The following is a 21,216-nucleotide window of genomic DNA, read 5'->3' as shown; positions in this document are numbered from 1 at the left end:
GTTCTGCGGCTCGGCGTGATAGATCTTCTGACCCTTTTCTTCCTTCTGCCGCACAAACAGCTTCGAGAAGTCCAGCCCTTTGGCCTTCCAGTGCGCGACCAGCCGCGACTGATCGAGCATCTGGGTCTGGCCGACCATCTCGTTGAAGCTGCGATAGCCGAGACCCGCCATGATCTCGCGGACTTCCTCGGCGACGAAGAAGAAATAGTTGATGACGTGCTCGGCCTGGCCGGTGAAGCGCTTGCGCAGCACCGGGTCCTGGGTCGCGACGCCAACGGGGCAGGTGTTGAGGTGGCACTTGCGCATCATGATGCACCCCGCAGCAATCAAGGGCGCGGTGGCGAAGCCGAATTCGTCCGCGCCGAGCAGCGCGCCGATCACGACGTCACGTCCGGTGCGGAAGCCGCCGTCGACCTGCACCACGATGCGGCTGCGCAGGCGTTCGCGCACCAGCGTCTGGTGGGTTTCGGCGAGCCCAATTTCCCATGGGCTGCCGGCGTGCTTGATCGAGGTGAGGGGAGACGCGCCGGTGCCGCCTTCGAAGCCTGCGATGGTGACATGGTCGGCGCGGGCTTTCGCCACGCCCGCGGCCACCGTGCCGACGCCGATTTCGGAAACGAGCTTCACCGAGACCTGTCCGTCCGGATTGACGTTCTTCAGGTCGTAGATCAGCTGCGCCAGATCCTCGATCGAATAGATGTCGTGATGCGGCGGCGGCGAGATCAGGCCGACGCCCGGCGTCGAATGCCGCACCTTGGCAATCGTCGCATCGACCTTGTGGCCGGGCAGTTGTCCGCCTTCGCCGGGCTTGGCGCCTTGCGCCATCTTGATCTGCATCATGTCGGAGTTGACGAGATATTCCGTGGTGACGCCGAAGCGGCCCGAGGCGACCTGCTTGATCGCCGAGCGCATGGAATCGCCATTCGGCATCGGCTTGAAGCGATCGGATTCCTCGCCGCCTTCGCCGGTGTTGGACTTGCCGCCGATCCGGTTCATCGCGATCGCAAGCGTCGTGTGCGCCTCGCGCGAGATCGAGCCGAACGACATCGCGCCGGTGGCAAAACGCTTGACGATTTCCCTGGCCGGTTCGACCTGGTCGAGCGGAACGGGTTTGCGCTTCTCGTCCTCGGCGGATTTGATCTTGAACAGGCCGCGCAGCGTCAACAGCCGTTCCGACTGCTCGTTAAGGATTTTCGCAAAGGCGCGATAGCGCTCCAGCGAATTGCCGCGCACGGCGTGTTGCAGGGTCGAGACCGACTCCGCCGTCCAGGCGTGATCCTCGCCGCGGGTGCGGTAGGCGTATTCGCCGCCGACATCCAGCGCATTCTTGTAGACCAGCTGGTCGCCGAACGCGTCCGAATGGCGGCGCGCGGTTTCTTCCGCAATCTCGGAGAGGCCCACGCCCTCGATGCGGGTGTGGGTGCCGGCGAAATATTTCGCGACGAAATCCGCCTTGAGGCCAACGGCATCGAAAATCTGCGCGCCGCAATAGGACTGGTAGGTCGAGATGCCCATCTTCGACATCACCTTCAACAGGCCCTTGCCGATCGACTTGATGTAGCGCTTGACGATTTCGTAGTCGTCGAGCGAGCCAGGCAGGCGATCCTTCATGGCGATGATGGTCTCGAACGCCAGATACGGATTGATCGCCTCCGCGCCGTAGCCGGCGAGACATGCGAAATGGTGAACCTCGCGTGGCTCGCCGGATTCGACGACGAGCCCGACCGACGTACGCAATCCGGTGCGGATCAGGTGGTGATGCACGGCGGCGCAGGCGAGCAGCGAGGGAATCGAAATCCGGTCCGTGCCCGCCATGCGGTCGGACAGAATGACGATGTTGATGCCTTCGCGCACCGCTGCTTCGGCGCGCGCGCAGAGTTCGTCGAGCACTTGCTCTAACCCTGCCGCGCCGAGACCGGCATGGAAGGTGGTGTCGAGCGTGCGCGACTTGAAATGCGTGTCCGCAATTTCGGAGATCGAGCGGATCTTTTCGAGATCCGCATCGGTCAGGATCGGCTGGCGCACTTCGAGACGCTTGTTACCGGCAGCCCCTTCAAGATCGAACAGGTTCGGCCGCGGCCCGATGATCGAGACGAGGCTCATCACCAGCTCTTCGCGGATCGGGTCGATCGGCGGGTTGGTGACCTGGGCGAAGTTCTGCTTGAAGTAGGTGAACAGCGGCTTGGGCCTGTCCGACAGCGCCGAGATCGGCGTGTCGTTGCCCATCGAGCCATTGGCCTCTTCGCCGGTGGAGGCCATCGGCGCCATCAGGATCGTGACGTCTTCCTGGCTGTAGCCGAACGCCTGCTGCCGATCGAGCAGCGGCAGGTTCGAACGCATGCCCTTGGTCGGCGCTTCCGGCAGTTCTTCGAGCACGATCTGCGAGCCGTCGAGCCACTCGCGATAGGGATGGCTCCTGGCAAGCTGCGCCTTGATCTCGTCGTCGGGGATCAGCCGGCCCTGTTCGAGGTCGACCAGCAGCATCTTGCCCGGCTGCAACCGCCACTTGGTGATGATCTGGTCCTCCGGAATGCTCAAGACGCCCATCTCGGAGGCCATGACGATGCGATCGTCCTTGGTGACGAGATAACGCGCCGGGCGCAGGCCGTTGCGGTCGAGCGTGGCGCCGATCTGCCGGCCGTCGGTAAACGCAATCGCGGCGGGGCCGTCCCACGGCTCCATCATCGCGGCATGATATTCGTAGAAAGCGCGGCGTTGCTCATCCATCAACGGATTGCCCGCCCAGGCTTCCGGAATCATCATCATCACGGCATGCGGCAGCGAGTAGCCGCCCTGCACGAGGAATTCGAGCGCGTTGTCGAAGCAGGCGGTGTCGGACTGGCCTTCATAGGAGATCGGCCAAAGCCGGCTGATGTCCTTGCCGTAGAGTTCGGAATGCACCGAAGCCTGCCGCGCCGCCATCCAGTTGGTGTTGCCGCGCAGCGTGTTGATCTCCCCGTTGTGGGCGATCATGCGATAGGGATGCGCCAGCGACCACGTCGGGAACGTATTGGTCGAGAAACGCTGATGCACCAGCGCGAGCGCGCTCTCGAAGTCCGGCTCGTGCAGGTCGGGATAATACTTGCCGAGCTGGTCGGCGAGGAACATGCCCTTGTAGATGACGGTGCGGCAAGACAGCGAGCATGGATAATAGCCGGCCATGCCGCGGTCGCGGCGCTGGTAGATCGCCTGCGAAATCGACTTGCGGAGAATGTAGAGCCGCCGTTCGAACTCGACATCGTCCTTGATCTGCGTGCCGCGGCCGATGAACACCTGCATGTTGGCAGGCTCGGTCGGCTTGACGGTCTCGCCCAGCGACGAGTTGTCGGTCGGCACGTCGCGCCAGCCGAGCAGCTTCAGTCCTTCATCCTTGATCTGATCGGCGATGATGCTCTGGATCACCTTCCGCCAGGCTTTTTCCTTCGGCATGAACAGGGCGCCGACCGCATAGGCGCCGGGTTCCGGAAGCTTGAAACCAAGCTCCTTCGCCTTGCGCGCAAAGAAGGCGTGCGGAATCTGCACCAGTATGCCGGCGCCGTCGCCCGCTCGCGGGTCCGCGCCGACCGCGCCGCGGTGCTCGAGATTGCAGAGAATGCTGATCGCATCCGAAATGATCTGATGCGATTTCTTGCCCTTGATATTGGCGATGAAGCCGACGCCGCAGGAATCCTTTTCCAGCGAGGGATCGTAGAGACCATAGGCCTCAGGCCGGAACGTGTGTTTTTCGGGGGCGTACGGAAGATCAGACGGTTTCGAGGCCGCAGCCGCCGACAGCGCTTGCGTCACGATGTTTTCGTGCTCGATCTCCGGCCTGCTCATCTCAAGTCCTCTCAACCAATCAAATAAGTCGAACGCCCTAACCGTCACGGCGCACCTTGAGCGTTTGCGGAACCCGCTAGCCGGGCCACCGCTCGTCCTCAGCGAGCCGCAATGTCCAGATTCAGGCACGGGCGTTCAGCATCCCCGACGAACGGCCTTGCCCTTAATCTTTATTCTTTGGGCGTCCGACGCCGCCCCACTCGCGGTGCAAACCCCATGCCGGGTCTGCGGCCAAAATTAAGACAGCTCTACTGTCCTAACTAAGACCTTGCCAAACTTTTTTCTACCACACAAGCGCGTGAAAGTCGCTTGCCAAGCTGCTCAGCGGCCAACCCCCAGATTTGAGGCAAGCACGCCGCGATCCGGCCAAAGGACCGCCGGAATCCCCGCTGAAGGTCCCACTTAGGGACGCGGGCGACAGGGCTCTCCAGGCGAGAGCGTCACAGGAGCTGAAAAATGAAGGCGTTCAGAGGAGGGTGGACCATCTCGCTCGGACTGCTGCTGGCGGCCACGGCCGCGAACGCGCAAGAAGCGCCGCCTCAGGGCGCGAGCCGCACCGGCTACGTGGCGGTGTCCGATTTCAGCGGCCCTAACGTTGATGTTCCGCCGGGCCCACCCGCGCCGGCCTATGGCCGGCCGCTCTATGGACCGGGTCCGGCCGGAGCCGGATATGCTCCGGGCCCGGCCGAATATGGCCCGCCGCTGATGCCGCCGCGCGGGGTCTATGCGGTTCTCCGCGAGAACGGGTTTTCTCCGCTCGGCGCGCCGCGGCTGCGTGGCCTTTTCTATTCGATCTCTGCAATCGACCGCAGGGGAGAGGATGGCCGGCTGGTGATCGACGGGCGTGACGGGCGCATCGTGCGCTTCGTGCCTGCCGAGCACTTTGGTGGCTATGGCGGCTATGGCGACGGTTATTATGGTGGTGCGCCCCGGCCTTCGTACGGACCGCTGGAGCCCATGACCCGCCTTGATGGGACTCGTCTCGAGGGTCCGCCACCGCGGCCGCCGGGCGCGGTGCCTCCAAAGGTCGCAAGCCGGATGCCATCAACCATTCCGGTGCCGAGAGCTGCTCCGCGGAGGCCCGCCGACGAGAAGCCGTTGGCTGAGAAGCCCGTGCCTGCGCCGGCGCCGATGCAGCAATCGGCCGCCGTACAGCCCAGGCCCGCGGTTAGCCCGCCAGCCGCAAGCCCTTCCGCGGCAAGTCCGACGGAAGCCAAGGCCGCACTAGTCATTCAACCGACCCAGCCGATGCCGAAGGTGCAGGATTTAGAATAGCTTTTTTCAGTCGCCCCGGCCTTGAGCCGAGGCCCATAGCCACCGGCGGTCATCGGACGCTGGAGCGCGATCCCCCGCAAAAGTAGCCGTCTGTGGTTATGGGTCCTCGCGTTCGCGAGGACGACAACCAACAAAAAACGCCCCGGTTTTGCCGGGGCGTTTTCTCAACTCAGTTCTGCGTCGCAGATCTCAGGCGGCGGCTTTCTCAGCCGTGCCCTCGATGGCGTGGGCGCCGGGCGCGCCCGTTGCGATCGGAACGTTGCGGGGCTTCTTGGCCTCTGGAATCTCGCGCACGAGATCGACATGCAGCAGGCCATTCTCGAGTGAAGCATTCTTCACGATCACGAAATCAGCCAACTGGAATACGCGCTCGAAGGCGCGCGCGGCGATCCCGCGGTAAAGCACTTCGGATGCTGGCTTGTCGTTCTCGTTGGCGACTTTCTCGCCCTTGATCGTCAGGGTGTTTTCCTTTGCGACGATCGAGAGTTCACCTTGGGCAAAGCCGGAAACCGCCACGCTGATGCGATAGGCGTTCTCGCCGGTGCGTTCGATATTATAGGGCGGATAGCCGGTGCTGCCGTCGGGGGTAGCCTGGTCGAGCAGCGAGAAGAGGCGGTCGAAGCCGACGGTGGAACGATAAAACGGGGCAAGGTCAAAGGTACGCATGGTTAGTCCTCCATTGAGCGACTGTTGAAGTGAACCCGCCCGCCATCGGGCCGGGCCTAGTTGCTGTGCAGCCTTCAACCTTTCCCGGTTCGTCGGAAATGCTGATAGCGGCCTGCACGAAAAATGATATGGGAGGAGGGTCGAATGCGTTCAAGCCGCCTGCGGCGATCGTTTTGATGCGCCGTAACCCTTGATTTTCAGCGCCTTTCGCCTATCGGTTGGCTTGCATGACGCTCGTCTCGATTCCCGCCAATCCCGTGCCTGAAGATGTCGTTTCCGGCACCATCAAGACGCCGGATGGCGCCGAATTGCGTTTCGCGCGCTGGGCCCCGCCGGCGGGCCGGAAGGGGACGGTCTGCGTCTTCACCGGCCGAAGCGAATACATCGAAAAATATTTCGAGACGGTGCGAGACTTGCGTGATCGCGGCTTTGCCGTCGCCATGATCGACTGGCGCGGGCAGGGGCACTCGTCGCGCCGGCTGCGCGATCCGCGCCGGGGCTACGTTCGCGATTTCGCCGACTTCGATATCGATGTCGAAACCTTCGTGCAGCAGGTGGTGTTGCCCGATTGCCCGCCGCCGTTCTTCGCGCTCGCCCATTCGATGGGAGGCGCGGTGATGCTGCGGGTCGCGCATGCGGGAAAACGCTGGTTCGACCGCATGGTGTTGTCGGCGCCGATGATCGACCTGCCGGGGCGTCTGACGTCGTTTCCCATGCGTGCGCTGCTGCGTTCCATGCGGTTTGCAGGACTTGGCGGCCGTTATGTTCCCGGCGGCGGCGACGGGCTGACCGGCGCGGGGACGTTCGTCAACAATCCGTTGACCAGCGATCCCGTTCGTTACGCGCGCAATGCCGCCGTGTTGGCGGAGGATCCGACGCTCGGCCTGGGATCGCCGACGGTGGCCTGGGCCGACAGTGCCTTCCGCGCGATGCATGGCTTTCGCGCCACCACCTATCCGCTGGAAATTCGTCAGCCGATCCTGATGTTGGCGGCCAGCAACGATTCCGTTGTTTCCACGTCCGCGATCGAGGAGTTCGCCTATCATTTGCGGGCCGGATCGCATCTGGTCATCGCCGGCTCCAAGCACGAAATCCTGCAGGAGCAGGATCGCTACCGCGCGCAATTCTGGGCGGCGTTCGACGCCTTCGTGCCGGGCACGCCGCTGTTCGGGTGAAACGCATTGTTTGGCATCCACGACTTTTGGCTCTTCCTGATCTCCGGGCTTTTACTCAACATCGCGCCCGGACCTGACTCCGCCTACGTGGTCGGGCGCGGGGTACAGATGGGATGGCGCGGCGGGGTCGCGGCCGCGCTCGGCATCAGCACAGGCTGCCTCACCCACGTTCTTGCGGCAGCACTTGGACTGTCGGCGCTGCTGGTGGCATCGGTGACGGCGTTCACCGTGGTGAAGTGGCTGGGCGCGGCCTATCTCTGCTACGTCGGCCTGACGATGCTGCTGTCGCGTGCCCCGAGACCGGATGTCACCGCCCCGCAAGAGACCATCGCGGTCTCGCTCGCGCGGGTTTTCTGGCAAGGCGCGTTGACGAACATGCTCAACCCGAAAGTGGCGATGTTCTTTCTCGCCTTCCTTCCGCAATTCGTCGACGCCGATGCACCGCACAAGCCGTTGGCGTTTCTCACGCTTGGCCTGATCTTCGTTTTCAACGGCATGCTGTGGTGCCTTGCCATTGGAATCGCAGCCGCACGGGCGGCGGTCCGCGTGCGAAGCTCCAGCGGCGCCATCGCCTGGATCAATCGCGGGCTTGGCGCGCTATTTATTTATCTCGGCGTCCGCATCGCGTTTTCTCAGGCGAAATAGATCTCGTAACTCGCAGCGCCCGCCAGATAGATCCCGAGCAGGATCATCGAAATCAAAAACCAGCGGCGGAAAACGTCCGGTTCAAGCCGCGTGCGCACCGCCTGGCCCGTTGCCATGCCGGTGAACGAGCAGGCGAGCGCGATGACGCCGGGCAGGGCCGTCGATTCGTCGAGCACGCCCGCGGCAGTAAGGTTGAAGGCCAGCGCCAGCGTGGCGACGGTGAAGAACACGCCGAGCGCCTGCACCAGTTCGTCCTTTTCCATGCCGATCGCCTGAAAGTATGGCATCGACGGAACGACCTGCACGCCGGTCGCAGCCGAAATCACGCCGGTAACGAGGCCGACGATCGCGCCGGTCCATTTTTCGTCGCGCCGGTTGATCGTGAAGACGAATTTCCGAAGGCTGACGACGGCATAGATCACGAGCAGGATGCCGAGCAAGATCGAGCCGTAACGGGCATAGGGGCCGGTCATCATGCCGGCGTTGAGCCTGATGCCGACCGCAAGGCCCAGCATCAGCGGCCAGAGCCGCACAAGGATGTCCCGCAAATAGGGACCGACGAAGGTCTGCCAGATGTTCGTCAGAATCGCCGGCACGATGACGATGGCCAGCGCGTGCACCGGCGGCATCGCCACCGCGAGCAATCCCATGGACACCGTCGGCAGGCCGAGCCCGAGCACGCCCTTGACGAAGCCCGCCAGAAGGAACGCCGCCGCCGTGAAAATCAGCAGAGAAATGCTCATGGCATGACATTGACCGATCAGCGTAGTCGGCACAATGTGGAGGCTGTTGAACGAGCCTTCGGCAACGGCGAAGGCAGATAATCGAGCGATTGGCCGTGCGTTTTGATCTGGTCGACCTTCAGCTTTTTGTCGCCGTGGCCGATAGCGGCAGCATCACCCATGGCGCAACGCGGGCTCATCTTGCTCTCGCGTCGGCGAGCGCCCGGATCAAGGGTCTCGAATCCGGCCTCGGTGTGTCGCTGTTCAGGCGCCGCCGCCGCGGCGTCGAGCTGACCGCGGCCGGTGAAAGCCTTCGCGATCACGCCCGTCTCATCATGCAAAATGTCGCGATGATGCAGGGCGACCTTGCGGCCTTTGCCAGCGGCGTCAAGGCAAGCGTCCACCTGCTCGCCAATACGTCCGGCCTGTCGGAGCATCTGCCGAGGGCGCTGGCGGCTTTCCTGCGCGAAAATCCCGACATCAGTCTCGACGTCGAGGAGCGCGAGAGCACCGACATCGTCGGCGCCGTTGCCGGCGGTGCGGCCGATCTCGGCTTTGCCGCCGAACACGCACTTCCGGAGCATTTCGAACGGTTTTCCTTCGGCGAAGATCGCTTGATGCTGGTCGCGCCCAGGCGCAGCGAATTTTCAGGCCGCCGCCAGATCGATTTTGTCGATGTGGGAAATCACGACTTTGTCGGGCTGACCAACGCGACCGCATTGGCCGCGCACATCGCAAAACACGCCACGCGGCTCGGGGTGCGGCTGCACGTCCGCGCGCGGTTGCGCGACTTCGATGCGATCTGCCGGATGGTGGCCGCCGGCGTCGGGATTGCGGTGGTGCCGGAAGCCGCCGCCAGGCGGTGCGCGCAGTCGATGCCGCTCACATTGGTGGCGATTCGCGATTCATGGGCGAACCGGCGGCTTGTGATCTGCGCCCGCAGCTTCAAGGGCCTGCCAAAACCGGCCAAGCTTCTTGTCGAGCATTTGCGCAAGGTGGCGCGATAGAGGCTGTTTGCGCCAGCCTCATTACTTCTCGGTGACGACGCCGGCGTCCTTGATCACCTTCGCCCATCGCGCGATCTCGCTTTCGATGAAGGCATGAAAATGCGCAGGGCTGTCGCCGGCCAGGGTCGCGCCCTGAATGGCGAGCTTTTCCTTTACGTCCGGATCGTGCATGGCTTCGGTTGCGATCTGATTCAGCCGCTCGACGATTGGCGCGGGCGTACCGGCGGGCGCCACCATGCCGTACCAGTTTTCGGCCTGCAGCTCCGGCATGCCGAGCTCGGTCGTGGTCGGCACGTCCATCGCCGTCGGCGCACGCTCGGGCGCGCCGATCGCAATCGCGCGCAACCCGCCGGACCTGATCTGCGGCAACAGGATCGGCAAATCGAGAAACACCATTTGCACCTGCTGCCCGAGCAGATCGTTCATGGCCGGCGCCGCCCCGCGATAGGGCACATGCACGATGTCGATCCTGGCGGTGAGCTTGAGCAATTCGCCGGCCAGATGCGGCAGGCTGCCGGGGCCGGAAGATGCGAAATTGAGTTTTCCGGGCTGCGCCTTGGCCAGCGCCACCAGCTCGGCCATGTTTTTGGCCGGCACGTTGGTTGCGACCACCAGCATCTCCGGCACCTTGGCCACCAGCGTAATGGCTTGCAGGTCCTTCAACGGATCGTAGGCGACCCTTTCCATCGTCGGGCTGATGGCGAGTGCGCCGGCGCTCGAAATCGCGATCGTATAGCCGTCGGGCGCGGCCTTCGCGAGCGCTTCGGTGCCAAGCACGCCGCCTTGCCCGCCTCTGTTATCGATGATGACCGGCTGCTTGGTGATTTCCGACATGCGCTGACCGATCACGCGCGCGATGATGTCGTTGGGGCCGCCGGGCGGGAACGGCACGATCAGCCGGACCTGGCGTGCCGGAAAATCTTCCGCAGCCGCCGGCGCAGCCGGAAGCAGCAGGAACAATCCCGCGAGAAGGGCGCGCGATATTTTCATGGCTGTAATCCTTAACCGTTGAGCAGCTTCAGCGCCGCTTCGTGAATGCGCGGATCGCCGGCAGCGACGATGCGGCCGCCGTCTTGCGCCGGCTTGCCTTCCCATGTCGTTACGACGCCGCCCGCGCCGGTGACGATCGGGATCAGCGCCGCGATGTCGTAGGGCTTCAGTTCGGTCTCGATGACGAGATCGAGATGGCCGCCCGCGAGCATGCAGTAAGAGTAGCAGTCGCCGCCATAACGTGTCAGCCGCACGGTTTCGACAACGCGGCCGAAGGCGGCGCGGTCGGCCTCGTTCATCAACAACGGGCTGGTCGTGAGCAGCGTCGCATCCTTCAATGATGCGCAGCGGCGTACCGCGAGACGCCGCTCGCCGGCCGATCCGGAATAGTGCGCCGAGCCGCTATCGCCGGAAAAGCGCTCGCCGATGTAGGGCTGATGCATCATGCCGAACACCGGCATTTTCTTGTGCATCAGCGCAATCAGCGTACCCCAGGTCGGAAACCCCGAAATAAAGGATTTGGTGCCGTCGATCGGATCCAGCACCCAGACATATTCGGCATCCTCACGCTCATTGCCGAATTCTTCGCCGACGATGCCGTGCTGGGGAAAACTCGCCTGAATCATCCGGCGCATCACCGCTTCCGCCGCCCGGTCGGCTTCCGTCACCGGATCGAAGTCGTGCGCGCCCTTGTTGTCGATGCCGAGTGAAGTCCTGAAGAACGGCAGGATGGTTTCGCCGGAGGCAGTCGCAAGGCGGCCAATAAAGGCGGTGAAATCGATGACCGTCACGAAGGCTCCCAAGCATGAGCTATTGTCTTTGAGAATTGACGTAGCGCAATCCTGTGAATGGCGCACTGCCGACGCAAGATGAGCTGGCTTTTCGTCTCGTGAATCAGTCTCGGCGAAGGCGTAAATTTCCTATGACCGAGGTCGATCACGAGTTCGAGAGCAAATCGACAATCCCCGTTATTCGATCGCGAAGAGTAGCTTTTATTCCTAAGTAAAATACTGATTTTACTTTGGAAATTCTTTGGATTGACCTCTGTGGCGCGGTTGCGTCATGCACCGAATATGCACTCGAAATAATCCAAAAGCCCTTGCACTTTGTGCAGCGCGGCGGCATATTGTTGCGGTGCGGTAGCGCCTTGCGTTACTGCTGCCCTCCTTGGGCGTTTCCTCCCTAGACTTGGGCCGCTTGTTTATTCAGGCGGCCCTTTTTTCTTGAAATTGTCATGGTGTCATCAGCCGCGATCGGGTCGCGACGATGGCGATCACTCGGCGGCTGTCTGGAACGGCTCAAGTCCGTCGAGCGGAATCGACGCGAGAACTTCGGCGAGCACGCTGAAATCGCTCGCCACTTGCGCGAACCGCTCTCCGCGCGCCCGCCGCCGCTCATCCATGTAAACGGCGCGATTGAGTTCGAGCTGAACCGTGTGCAGTCCGGATGCTGGATTGCCGTAATGCTCGGTGATGAAGCCGCCGGCATAGGGTTTGTTACGTCCGACCGAATAGCCGAGCCGGATCATGGTTTCCTCGACCGTGTCGGCCAGGATGGGGGCGCAACTGGTGCCGTAGCGATCGCCGATCACGACGTCCGGACGCCGCGGCTCCTCGCGCGACACCCCGACCGAAGGCATCGAGTGGCAGTCGACGACGACCACGGTGCCGAAGGTACGATGGGCCTTGTTGATCAGGCGGCGAAGTGCGCGGTGGTAGGGCTTGTAGAGCGTTTCGATCCGCGTCAGCGCGTCATCGACCGCGATGCGTTCGCCGTAGATTTCCTGCCCGTCGCCGACCACGCGCGGGATGGTGCCGAGGCCGCCGGCGACCCGCATCGATCGCGTGTTGGCAAAGCTCGGCAACCGTCCGGAAAACATCCTCGGATCGAGTTCATAGGGCTCCCGGTTCACATCGACAAAGGAGCGTGGAAAGTTGACGCTGACCGTTGGAAAACCGAGAGCGCTCAACCCCGCGATCAACTCGTCCATGAACGAGTCTTCCGAGCGGCGCAACGCCGCCAGATCAATCCGCGAGGCTTGCAGGAAATCGTCCGGGTAGACCGAGCCGGAATGCGGCGAATTGAAGATGATGGGCCCCCGCCAGGCAGCCGGTTCGACAATCTCGAACGGCGGAGGCAGTTCTGCGTCAAGCTCGGTCATGGTCCGGCGCCGTTCCTCGAATCCGCCCTTTTGGAAGAAGTATCATTTTCGGCCAAAAAAGTGCGGCTTTTGAGGCTGCATTGTCGTTAATCAAGACCGCGCTGCCAAGCAAAAAAACCGCAAACCAGTCCAAAGGTCTCCTCGCGCCAGCAATTGCCGCTCTCGATTGATTCGCGCCGCAATCGGGTCCACAAATACGGGCACAAGGCCTAGCCAATGCCGCCTCTTTCACCCGAAATTTACTCTCTGGGGGCTTAGTGGACGGACTGATCCTCAAAATCCGGATTCGACGATTCCAGCCATGCACAAGATTCTCCTCGCCGAAGACGACAACGACATGCGCCGCTTTCTGGTCAAGGCACTGGAAAACGCCGGTTTTCAGGTCTCGTCGCACGACAACGGCATGTCGGCCTATCAGCGGCTGCGCGAGGAGCCGTTCGAGATGCTGCTCACCGATATCGTGATGCCGGAAATGGACGGTATCGAACTCGCGCGCCGTGCGTCGGAACTCGATCCCGACATCAAGATCATGTTCATCACCGGCTTTGCCGCAGTCGCCCTGAATGCGGACTCCGAGGCGCCCAAGAATGCCAAGGTGCTGTCGAAGCCGGTGCACCTGCGCGAACTGGTCAGCGAAGTAAACAAGATGCTGGCGGCCTGATCGGGCCGCCCAAAGGGCTCGAAAGCGCGGGCCCGGTGGTCCGATTCTAACATTCGCATCCCTTCTCAGCGGGCACTTTTGCGATTGTTAGAACCAAAAGGACCACTGGCAACTCCATGTTTTTAGTGAAGTTTGGGATTCGACATTCGCTTTCGCGAACTTGCGGCCAAGCCGATAGCGAATGTCAAAACCCACTCCACTAGTAACCTTGCCTGCCTGCGTGGGAGCCGATATACGGACCCCACCCAATACGACTTTAGGGCACGTAGCTCAGCGGGAGAGCACTACCTTGACATGGTAGGGGTCACAGGTTCGATCCCTGTCGTGCCCACCATCCCCTCGGTAAAATTGAGCGTCACACGGGGACTGCGCTTTCGCTATCCCAAATGTCCGCTGCTATGACGGGGTGATGCGATGACCAACCCGATCTTCAACCTCACGCTTGCGTCCTCGCGGTGCGCGCATTCGTGCCACGCCGTCAGACAAACCCTGGGGCTGGCGCGACATGCATGTGGAGACGCCCGAGGGCCATCGCCTCATGTTTGCCCAGCGTATTTGATATAGCGGGGGGTACTCTCGGCCCTTGCGCCGGCCCGGCCATGGCTGCACATTTGACGGCAAAGCGCAGGCCGCAAAAGCGATCTGCAAAACGACATCAAGGGAAGGACCATGGCGGCGACACGGATCGACTGCGATATCCATCCCGCCGTTGGCGGCACGCGCACGACGCTGCTGCCCTATCTCGACGATCACTGGAAAGAGCAGGTGGTGAGCCGGGCGATCGATGGCCTCGACCTCACCAGCTATCCGCCGAACATGCCGTTCTCGGGCCGTGCCGACTGGCGGCCCAAGGGCGGGAAACCCGGCAGCGATCTCGCGATGGTTCAGCGCGGCGCGTTCGATCAACTCGGCGCAAGCCACGCGATCTGCAACGTGCTGTACGGCGCGCAGGCCGTCTACGATCCCTACATGGCTTCCGCCTTCTGCAAGGCCATCAACGACTGGATCGCAGCGGAATGGCTGGATCGCGACTCCCGCCTGCGCGCCTCGATCGTAATTCCGTTGCAGGCGCCGGATCTGGCGATCGAGGAAATCGAACGCCGCGCCGGCGATAACAGGTTCGTCTCCGTTCTGGTGCTGGCGCAAGGCGAAAGCCTGCTTGGCCGGCGGCACCACTGGCCGGTGTGGCAGGCCGCCGAGAAACACAAGCTGCCGATTGCGATCCATGCCGGCAGCGCCTACCGGCAGGCGCCAAGTTCGGTCGGCTGGCCGTCCTATCGCTACGAATATTATCTGGCCGAGGCGCAGGCGTTTCAGGCCCAGGTGCTCAGCCTGATCTATGAGGGTGTGTTCCTGAAATTTCCGAAGCTCAAGGCCGTGCTGATGGAATCCGGCATCACCTGGCTGCCGGCCTTCATGTGGCGCGCCAACAAGACCTGGCGCGGCGTCCGCGTCGAAGTGCCGTGGGTCGACCGCGAGCCGGCGGCGATCATGCGCGATCACATCCGCCTGACCACGCAGCCGTTCGACAGTCCGCCCGACGCCAAAGGCGTTGCCGACATCATCGACATGATCGGTTCGGACAAGATGTTCCTGTTCTCGTCCGATTATCCGCACTGGCAGTTCGACGGTGACGACGCCATCCCGCCGCATCTGCCGCCCAGTCTTGTTTCGCGCATGTGTGCTGACAACCCGCTTGAAACCTTTCCGCGGCTTTCGCTTGCCGGCTAGTTTTTAATGGAGGATCGCATGAGTGATGTCATCGACCGCCCGCTGCTCGAACGGGAAGCTTCCGCCAGGACGCGGTTCCGGATCATCGACTGCGATATCCATCCGAGCCTGCATGCGCGCAGCGACCTCAATCCGTATCTCGCAAAGCGCTGGCAGGAACACATGAAGACCTACGGCGATCACCTGCGCACGCCTTATTTCGGCACCACGCCTTACCCGCGTTCGTCGCCGCTGATCGCGCGCCGCGATGCCTGGCCCCCGACCGGCGGCCCGCCCGGTTCCGATCTCGATTTCATGCGCAAGCAGTATCTCGATCCGCTCGACGTCGAGTTCGGGCTGTTGCAAGTGCTCGACATGTTCATCTTCTCGCAGCAGAACCTCGAATTCGGCGCCGCGATCCAGCGCGCCGTCAACGAATGGCAGCTCGCGCACTGGACGAGCCGCGATCCGCGGCTGAAGGCCGCCATTCTGGTCGGCCAGGACGACACGGCCGCCGCGGTCGCCGAGATCGAGCGGTGCGCCAAAGTCGGCCAATACGTGCAGATCAATGTTTCGCCGCGGGCCAACGAGCCGCTCGGCCGCCGCCGCTACTGGCCGATCTACGCGCGCGCCGAGGAACTGGGACTGCCACTCGGCATTCATGTCGGCGGTTACGGCGGTCATCCGCCGACCGGGGGCGGCTGGCCGTCCTATTATGCGGAAGAGCACCAGTCGAATGCGCATACGATGGCGGCGACGCTGACGAGTCTCGTGCTCGAAGGCGTGCCCGAACAGTTCCCGGACCTCAAGATCGTGTTCATCGAAGGCGGGTTCGGATGGATTTCATCGACCATGTGGCGGATGGACCAGCACTTCGATCGCTTCCGCGCCGAGGTGCCACATCTCAAGCGCAGGCCGTCCGAATATGTGAGGGAGCATTTCTGGTTCACGACCCAACCGATCGACGAACCCGACGAAGCCAGACACCTGCGCTCGCTGATCGAATGGGTCGGTGTCGATCGGCTGCTGTTTTCGTCGGACTATCCGCATTGGGATTTCGACGATCCGCGCTTCGCCTTCAAGACGCCGTTGACGGATGCGGAACGGACGAAAATCTTCCAGACCAATGCGCGCGCGGTCTACAAGCTCTGATCACAGGTCCTGATCATCGCCATGACCCGCCATATCGTCGCTCGCACCACTGACATCCCGCCCGGCGGGAACAAAGTGCTTACACTGGAGGGCCGCGACGTGGTCGTGTTCCACGCCAATGGCGAGTTCTTCGCCTTGCTCAATCGGTGCCCGCATTCCGGTGCGCCGCTCGACCAGGCGGCCTGCGTGGCGCGGTTGACCTCACCGGAACCCGGGGTGTACCAGCGCTCGCGCGTCGGTGAATTGCTCCGTTGCGCCTGGCATGGCTGGGAATTCGACATGCGCAACGGCCAGTCCTGGTTCGATCCGAAACGCGTGAAGATCAGAACCTATCCGGTCGTCATCGAAGATGGCGAGACGCTCGCAAAGGGACCCTACGTCGCCGAGACCTTCCAGGTTCACGTCGAAGACAACTACGTGATCGTCGAGACCTAGGTCCGATTCTAACATTCGCGTTCCGTCTCAGCAGGCACTTTTTTGCCAATGTTAGAATCAGAGGACCACTGGCAATTATATGTTTCTAGTGGAGTTTTGGATTTGACCTTGGCATCGCGAACTCGCGGCTAATTGGGTTGCGAATGTCAAATCCACTCCACCAGACTCTTTTGCTCGCAAGAGGCGATGGCGATGCTATAAGGCCGCTATCTGCGGTCAGGACGAGTTCGAGCCAATGTCAAAACAGTCGATGCGCGAAGAGGCCGAACGCCTGATCCGCGAGGCCATGGCGCGCAAACCGCTGGTCGTCAAAGAGGGCAACACCCGCATCGAGGCTATTTGCGGAAAATGCGGCGCGCCGAATCGAGTCTCCGCCGAACGCGGCGTCACGCGGGCCAAATTCGTCTGCAAGCAATGCGGGCACAAGCAAGAGACGCTGTAAAAGCGTTTTCAAGCGAAGTGGGCGCCGGTTCGCGTGAAGAAAACGCGTGAAACTAAAGATTAGCGAGTCTCAACTTTCCTTGACGAATTTCGCGAAAGCCTCCGCATAATCCGGATGCCAGCGCGACAGCGGCGGCCGGTTCTCGACAATATCTCCCGCAGCCCAGCGAATTCGCCGCTCGTCGAGGCGTCGCGGCACGTCGTTATCCGGGCAGAGGATGTAGAAATCACCGGCTTCCAGCCGTTCGACCATGAAGTCGACGGTTTGTTCGGCCGTCCAGGCTCCGGGCGGTTTCTCGGTGCGGCCCTTGGCGGTAAGCCCCGTAAACACGAAGCCCGGAATCAACAGATGCGCCGTGATGAGGCCGCCTTTGATGTTGCGCAATTCGTGTTGCAGCGCCTCGGTAAAAGCTTTCACACCGGCCTTGGAGACGTTGTAGGCGGGATCGCCGGGCGGGGTGGTAATGCCCTGCTTGGAGCCGGTATTGATGATGAGGCCCCGTCGCCCACGTTCGATCATGCGCGGAGCAAAGGTCTGCGAGCCATGAATCACGCCCCACAGATTGACGCTCAGAATCCGCTGCCAGTTTTCCGCTGGTCCGAACATCGCGCTGCCCGGCTGAATGCCGGCGTTGTTCATCAGCAAATCGGTGCCGCCGAAGCGCGCCCGCACCGCGGCTTCCAGCTTCGACACTTCGTCGGCCTTGGCGACGTCTACCGATATCATCATGACATTGGCCGCGCCGCCGGGCGAAGCCGACGCCAATTCAGCCTCGGCGGCTGCGAGACGATCATGGCCCAGGTCGGCGACACACACCTTCATGCCGAGAGCTGCAAAGCGCTTTGCGGCCGCCAAACCAATTCCGCTCGCGCCTCCGGTGACAACGGCAACCTGATCGGGTGACATAACGGGATGGGGCATGGCCTATTTCCTGTGAAGCGCGCCGGTCTGATTCATCCGATGACGCCGACGTGACGGACCGCCAAACGGCATGGGAGATCTTCAGGTCAGGCTATCGCGGCGAGATCAGTTTTGTGATTACAAAATCTTGATCAAAGAAAATTGCGGCAGACGTCTTCGGGGGCGCAGCACATGAATTTTCCTCACCTGTTTTCACCGCTTCAGGTCGGACCCTACCGGCTCCAGCATCGCGTCGTTATGGCGCCCTTGACACGGATGCGCGCCGACCGGTCGAGTTTTGCGCCGCGTCCGCTGAATGCGGAATATTACGCGCAGCGCGCCACGCCCGGCGCGTTGCTGATCGCGGAAGCCACGCCCGTCATGGTGACGGGGCGCGGCAATCCCGGTACCCCCGGCATTTATTCGGAGGCGCAGATCGCGGGCTGGCGCGGCGTCGTCGATGCGGTGCATGCCAAGGGCGGCTTGATCTTTCTTCAGCTCTGGCATGTCGGGCGGGTCTCGCATTCGTCGTTCCAGCCCGGCGGAGCGCTGCCGGTTGCGCCGTCAGCGGTGGCCATCGCCGGCAATGGCATGCTGGCGATGACGGCCGGCGGCAAGATGGTGCCCTACGAGACGCCACGGGCGCTCGAGACCGACGAGGTCGGACAAATTGTCGAGGCGTTCCGGCAGGCCGCTGACAATGCGAAACAAGCGGGTTTCGACGGCGTCGAAATCCATGGCGCCAACGGCTATCTGCTGGAGCAATTCCTGCAATCGCATACCAATTTGCGAACCGACAAGTACGGTGGAGGAATCGAGAATCGCGCGCGGTTGCTGTTGGAGATCACGGAGGCCGCGACTCGCGTGTGGGGCGCGGATCGCGTCGGCGTGCGGCTTTCGCCTTACGGCATTGCGAACGGCAGCGGCGAGGACGATCCGATGCCGCTCTACACCCACGTCATCAAGGCGCTCGATCAACTCGGGCTTGCGTATTTGCATTTCATCGAGCCGCGCTCGAGCGGGGCAGGCCGTGCCGAAGTCAACTGGCAGAACGTGCCATCGGCGATGGTGCTGTTCCGGCCGCACTGGCGCGGCGTTTTGATTTCGGCCGGCGGTTTCACCGGCGAGACGGCGGAAGCTGCGATCGCGGCGGGTCATGCCGACGCGATTGCGTTCGGCCGCATCTTCATTTCCAATCCCGACCTGCCGCGCCGCTTGCGGGACGGTTTCCCGCTCACGCCCTATAACCGCGCGACCTTCTATGGCGGCGAGGCGGCGGGTTACACGGACTACCCGGTTTATGACGGGATGGCGACGGCTTGATAGTGTCGTCATTGCGAGGAGCGTAAGCGGCGAAGCAATCCAGTTGTGCGGGAGGCTGGATGGTGCGTTGAGCCCTTTCATCTGGCGCGCATTCGCGCGACCGGTTGGCTCGCAATGACCAGAGAGAGAAAGCTCAATGGCAAAACCAACCAAAGCCGCAGGCATCGCCAGAGGCCAATGCCTCTGCGGCAGCGTCACTTTCGAGATCGACGCGCCGGCGCGCTGGGCCTGGCACGATCACTCGAAGGCAAGCAGGCAGGCCCATGGCGCAGCCTATGCGACCTATGTCGGAAGCTGGCGAAAGCGCTTTCGCATTACGAGCGGCGAAGACGATATCGCGCGTTTCGACGATGCGACGACCAAAACCAGGCGCAGCTTCTGTAAGCGCTGCGGCACGCCGCTGATCTACGAACGCCCGCGCTCGCCGCACATGGTGAATATTCCCCGCGCGCTGTTTTCCGATCGCACGGGCCGGCAACCGCTCTATCACATCGCCATCGAAGAGTTGCAGGAATGGGCCTATGCCGGCGAACCGCTGGTGCCGCTGAAGGGTTTTCCCGGCGTGGTCTGGCATCGCGGAAAAAAGAAACCGCGCAATGATCGCGAAGGAATGTTCTAGCTCTAGTAACTTATTGATTTGAGTAGCGGCCTTGAATTTGAAGTTCCTATGACGAACCCGCCGCAACACTGATAGGAACTTCAAATTCGCCGCACTAGGCGGACTTTCGTTTCATCTGCGTCGGTGCCTTGGTGTGTTTCTTGGCGAGCGTCTCGACGCGCTTTGCCTTTGCCGCAGGACGCTTGGCCTTCTTCGCTGGTTTGCTCGCGAGCGTAGCTGCGAAATCGGCTCCGCGCATCAGCCACTTCTTCAGCGTCCCTTCAGTACGGTAACCTTCCGGCGCGACCCGCACATAGCCCTTCATGATGCGGCCACCCATCTCCATCGGTTCGCTATGTGGTTCACTGGCCATCTGCGCGTGGGCGTCGGGCCCGACCCGGACCAGCAGGCCGCCGCGTCCGGAGACAGCGCAGCACATATTGCCGTTCACCATAAAGCAGATGCCGCCCATCAGCGGTTGCTCGGTCACGCTTTTTCGGCCGCGAAGCAGCCGGCGCACGCGTTCTGCGGTCTTCTCGTCGTAAGCCATCGATTCCTCCTGTTATGCGCTTGATTATAGCGGTCTCGCCTAAAAAGGAGCTTGTGCAATGCAGCCATGAAGCCGCTTTCTTGCATCGGACAAGCAAAGTTGATCATGATGCCTGCTTCGGCGGCAACAGCCGCGAGCGGGAGGAATCATGAAGAATCGCATTACCGGACGTTCGGCGTTCCTGGCCTTGCTGAAGGACGAGGGCATCACGCACCTGTTCGGCAATCCCGGCACCACCGAACTGCCGATCATGCATGCGCTGAAGGATCATCCCGACCTCACCTATGTGATGGCGATGCAGGAGAGTCTCGTCGTCGCGATCGCCGACGGTTTTAGCCGCGCCTCGGGCCGGCTCGTTGCCTGCAACGTGCACGTTGCACCCGGATTGGGCAATGCGATGGGCTCGCTCTACAACGCGCAATTCACCGGCACGCCGATGATCCTGACCGCCGGCCAGCAGGAGCAGGGCCATGGGCTGATGGAGCCGTTGCTCTATGGCCCGCTGGTGCGGATGGCCGAGCCGCTGGTGAAATGGGCAGTCGAGGTCACGCGTCTGGAAGATCTCCCGCGAATCGTGCGCCGTGCCGCCAAGATCGCGACCACGCCGCCGACCGGACCCGTCTTCATTTCGCTGCCGGGCGATATCCTCAATTCGGAAGCCGGCATCGAACTCGGCCGCTCGACGCGCGTCGATACCCGCGTCAAACCCTCCGACGAGGCCTTGCAGGCGCTGGTGTCGCGCATTCTCAAGGCCGAACGTCCCGTCATCATCGCCGGCGACGAGATCGTGAAAAGCGACGCGTTACAGGAAGCGGCTTCGCTGGCGGAAACCCTTGGTTGCCCGGCGTTCCAGCAATCGGTGCCCTATGGCGCGCACTTTCTGTCGGAGAGCCCGTGCTTCATGGGCGCGCTGTCGCGGTCGCAACCGCAGGTGCGCGACGTCCTCGCGCCTTACGATCTCCTGATTGCGCTCGGCGCCGATCCG

20 protein-coding genes and 1 tRNA gene are annotated in these 21,216 nt (G+C 62.3%); 13 read left to right on the top strand and 8 right to left on the bottom strand.

The window, feature by feature from the left end:
- Positions 1-3,819, bottom strand: a 3,819-nt coding sequence (gene gltB, locus WB528_RS13105; protein WP_423888839.1) for a glutamate synthase large subunit, incomplete at its 3' end; no start/stop codon positions are given.
- 456 nt (positions 3,820-4,275) lie between these two features.
- On the opposite strand from gltB, the gene WB528_RS13100 reads away from it, so the two are divergent.
- Entirely contained in the window at positions 4,276-5,094 is an 819-nt protein-coding gene (locus tag WB528_RS13100) for a hypothetical protein (RefSeq protein ID WP_423888838.1), read from the top strand.
- Between the two features lie 189 nt (positions 5,095-5,283).
- Here WB528_RS13100 and WB528_RS13095 read toward each other — a convergent pair whose 3' ends face one another.
- Positions 5,284-5,760, bottom strand: a complete 477-nt coding sequence (locus WB528_RS13095) for an Hsp20 family protein (protein WP_423888837.1) — start codon at positions 5,758-5,760, stop codon at positions 5,284-5,286.
- A 227-nt stretch (positions 5,761-5,987) separates the two neighbouring features.
- Between WB528_RS13095 and WB528_RS13090 the strand changes: the two genes are divergently transcribed.
- Together WB528_RS13090 and WB528_RS13085 are read left to right on the top strand one after the other, a co-directional pair.
- A complete protein-coding gene (locus tag WB528_RS13090) occupies positions 5,988-6,935 on the top strand; it encodes an alpha/beta fold hydrolase (protein WP_423888836.1) in 948 nt (315 codons plus the stop codon).
- A gap of 6 nt (positions 6,936-6,941) precedes the next feature.
- Positions 6,942-7,580 carry a LysE family translocator gene (locus WB528_RS13085; protein ID WP_423888835.1) on the top strand — a complete coding sequence of 213 codons (639 nt, stop codon included), beginning with the start codon at positions 6,942-6,944 and terminating at the stop codon, positions 7,578-7,580.
- Here the strand turns inward: WB528_RS13085 and WB528_RS13080 are convergent.
- Positions 7,568-8,323, bottom strand: coding sequence for a sulfite exporter TauE/SafE family protein (locus WB528_RS13080; RefSeq protein WP_423888834.1), 756 nt, complete (start codon positions 8,321-8,323; stop codon positions 7,568-7,570). The two genes, WB528_RS13085 and WB528_RS13080, sit on opposite strands and share 13 nt — an antisense overlap.
- Positions 8,324-8,418: 95 nt before the next feature.
- Here WB528_RS13080 and WB528_RS13075 point away from each other — a divergent pair, with 95 nt between their 5' ends.
- Positions 8,419-9,309: a LysR substrate-binding domain-containing protein gene (locus WB528_RS13075; protein WP_423888833.1), complete on the top strand. Its 891-nt coding sequence runs from the start codon at positions 8,419-8,421 to the stop codon at positions 9,307-9,309.
- 21 nt (positions 9,310-9,330) lie between these two features.
- On the opposite strand, the gene WB528_RS13070 is transcribed toward WB528_RS13075, so the two are convergent.
- The 3 genes from WB528_RS13070 to WB528_RS13060 form a co-directional block, all read right to left on the bottom strand.
- Positions 9,331-10,299 carry a Bug family tripartite tricarboxylate transporter substrate binding protein gene (locus tag WB528_RS13070; RefSeq protein WP_423888832.1) on the bottom strand — a complete coding sequence of 323 codons (969 nt, stop codon included), beginning with the start codon at positions 10,297-10,299 and terminating at the stop codon, positions 9,331-9,333.
- 11 nt (positions 10,300-10,310) lie between these two features.
- A complete protein-coding gene (hisN, locus tag WB528_RS13065) occupies positions 10,311-11,090 on the bottom strand; it encodes a histidinol-phosphatase (RefSeq protein WP_423888831.1) in 780 nt (259 codons plus the stop codon).
- 482 nt (positions 11,091-11,572) lie between these two features.
- Positions 11,573-12,460 (bottom strand): N-formylglutamate amidohydrolase, encoded by an 888-nt coding sequence (locus WB528_RS13060; protein WP_423888830.1) that lies wholly within the window; start codon positions 12,458-12,460, stop codon positions 11,573-11,575.
- Positions 12,461-12,761: 301 nt separating this feature from the next.
- Between WB528_RS13060 and cpdR the strand changes: the two genes are divergently transcribed.
- The 6 genes from cpdR to WB528_RS13030 all read left to right on the top strand — a co-directional run bounded on the left by cpdR (position 12,762) and on the right by WB528_RS13030 (position 16,860).
- The gene (gene cpdR / locus WB528_RS13055) at positions 12,762-13,121 is read left to right on the top strand and encodes a cell cycle two-component system response regulator CpdR (protein ID WP_423888829.1); all 360 of its coding nucleotides are present in this window, start codon (positions 12,762-12,764) and stop codon (positions 13,119-13,121) included.
- 259 nt (positions 13,122-13,380) lie between these two features.
- Positions 13,381-13,455 (top strand) — tRNA-Val (locus tag WB528_RS13050).
- A 335-nt stretch (positions 13,456-13,790) separates the two neighbouring features.
- Positions 13,791-14,852 (top strand): amidohydrolase family protein, encoded by a 1,062-nt coding sequence (locus WB528_RS13045; RefSeq protein ID WP_423888828.1) that lies wholly within the window; start codon positions 13,791-13,793, stop codon positions 14,850-14,852.
- 18 nt (positions 14,853-14,870) lie between these two features.
- On the top strand, positions 14,871-15,983 hold the full coding sequence (locus WB528_RS13040) for an amidohydrolase family protein (RefSeq protein WP_423888827.1): 1,113 nt from the start codon (positions 14,871-14,873) through the stop codon (positions 15,981-15,983).
- A 21-nt stretch (positions 15,984-16,004) separates the two neighbouring features.
- Positions 16,005-16,418, top strand: a complete 414-nt coding sequence (locus WB528_RS13035; protein WP_423888826.1) for a Rieske (2Fe-2S) protein — start codon at positions 16,005-16,007, stop codon at positions 16,416-16,418.
- A gap of 235 nt (positions 16,419-16,653) precedes the next feature.
- Positions 16,654-16,860: a hypothetical protein gene (locus WB528_RS13030; protein WP_423888825.1), complete on the top strand. Its 207-nt coding sequence runs from the start codon at positions 16,654-16,656 to the stop codon at positions 16,858-16,860.
- 69 nt (positions 16,861-16,929) lie between these two features.
- On the opposite strand, the gene WB528_RS13025 is transcribed toward WB528_RS13030, so the two are convergent.
- Positions 16,930-17,781: an SDR family NAD(P)-dependent oxidoreductase gene (locus WB528_RS13025; protein WP_423888824.1), complete on the bottom strand. Its 852-nt coding sequence runs from the start codon at positions 17,779-17,781 to the stop codon at positions 16,930-16,932.
- A 171-nt stretch (positions 17,782-17,952) separates the two neighbouring features.
- On the opposite strand from WB528_RS13025, the gene WB528_RS13020 reads away from it, so the two are divergent.
- The gene (locus WB528_RS13020) at positions 17,953-19,083 is read left to right on the top strand and encodes an alkene reductase (RefSeq protein WP_423888823.1); all 1,131 of its coding nucleotides are present in this window, start codon (positions 17,953-17,955) and stop codon (positions 19,081-19,083) included.
- A gap of 136 nt (positions 19,084-19,219) precedes the next feature.
- The gene (locus WB528_RS13015; protein WP_423888822.1) at positions 19,220-19,702 is read left to right on the top strand and encodes a GFA family protein; all 483 of its coding nucleotides are present in this window, start codon (positions 19,220-19,222) and stop codon (positions 19,700-19,702) included.
- A gap of 94 nt (positions 19,703-19,796) precedes the next feature.
- Here the strand turns inward: WB528_RS13015 and WB528_RS13010 are convergent, their stop codons facing one another.
- Complete coding sequence (locus tag WB528_RS13010; RefSeq protein ID WP_423888821.1) at positions 19,797-20,231, bottom strand: TfoX/Sxy family protein; 435 nt, start codon at positions 20,229-20,231, stop codon at positions 19,797-19,799.
- Between the two features lie 148 nt (positions 20,232-20,379).
- On the opposite strand from WB528_RS13010, the gene WB528_RS13005 reads away from it, so the two are divergent.
- Positions 20,380-21,216: thiamine pyrophosphate-binding protein (locus tag WB528_RS13005; RefSeq protein ID WP_423888820.1), on the top strand; the 837-nt coding region annotated here is incomplete at its 3' end.

Origin of the sequence: Bradyrhizobium sp. (assembly GCF_049586575.1) — a bacterium.
In the GTDB taxonomy this organism is placed as follows: domain Bacteria; phylum Pseudomonadota; class Alphaproteobacteria; order Rhizobiales; family Xanthobacteraceae; genus Bradyrhizobium.
Note: the sequence above shows the minus strand (reverse complement) of the source record. Positions and strands in the feature narration are given on the sequence as shown.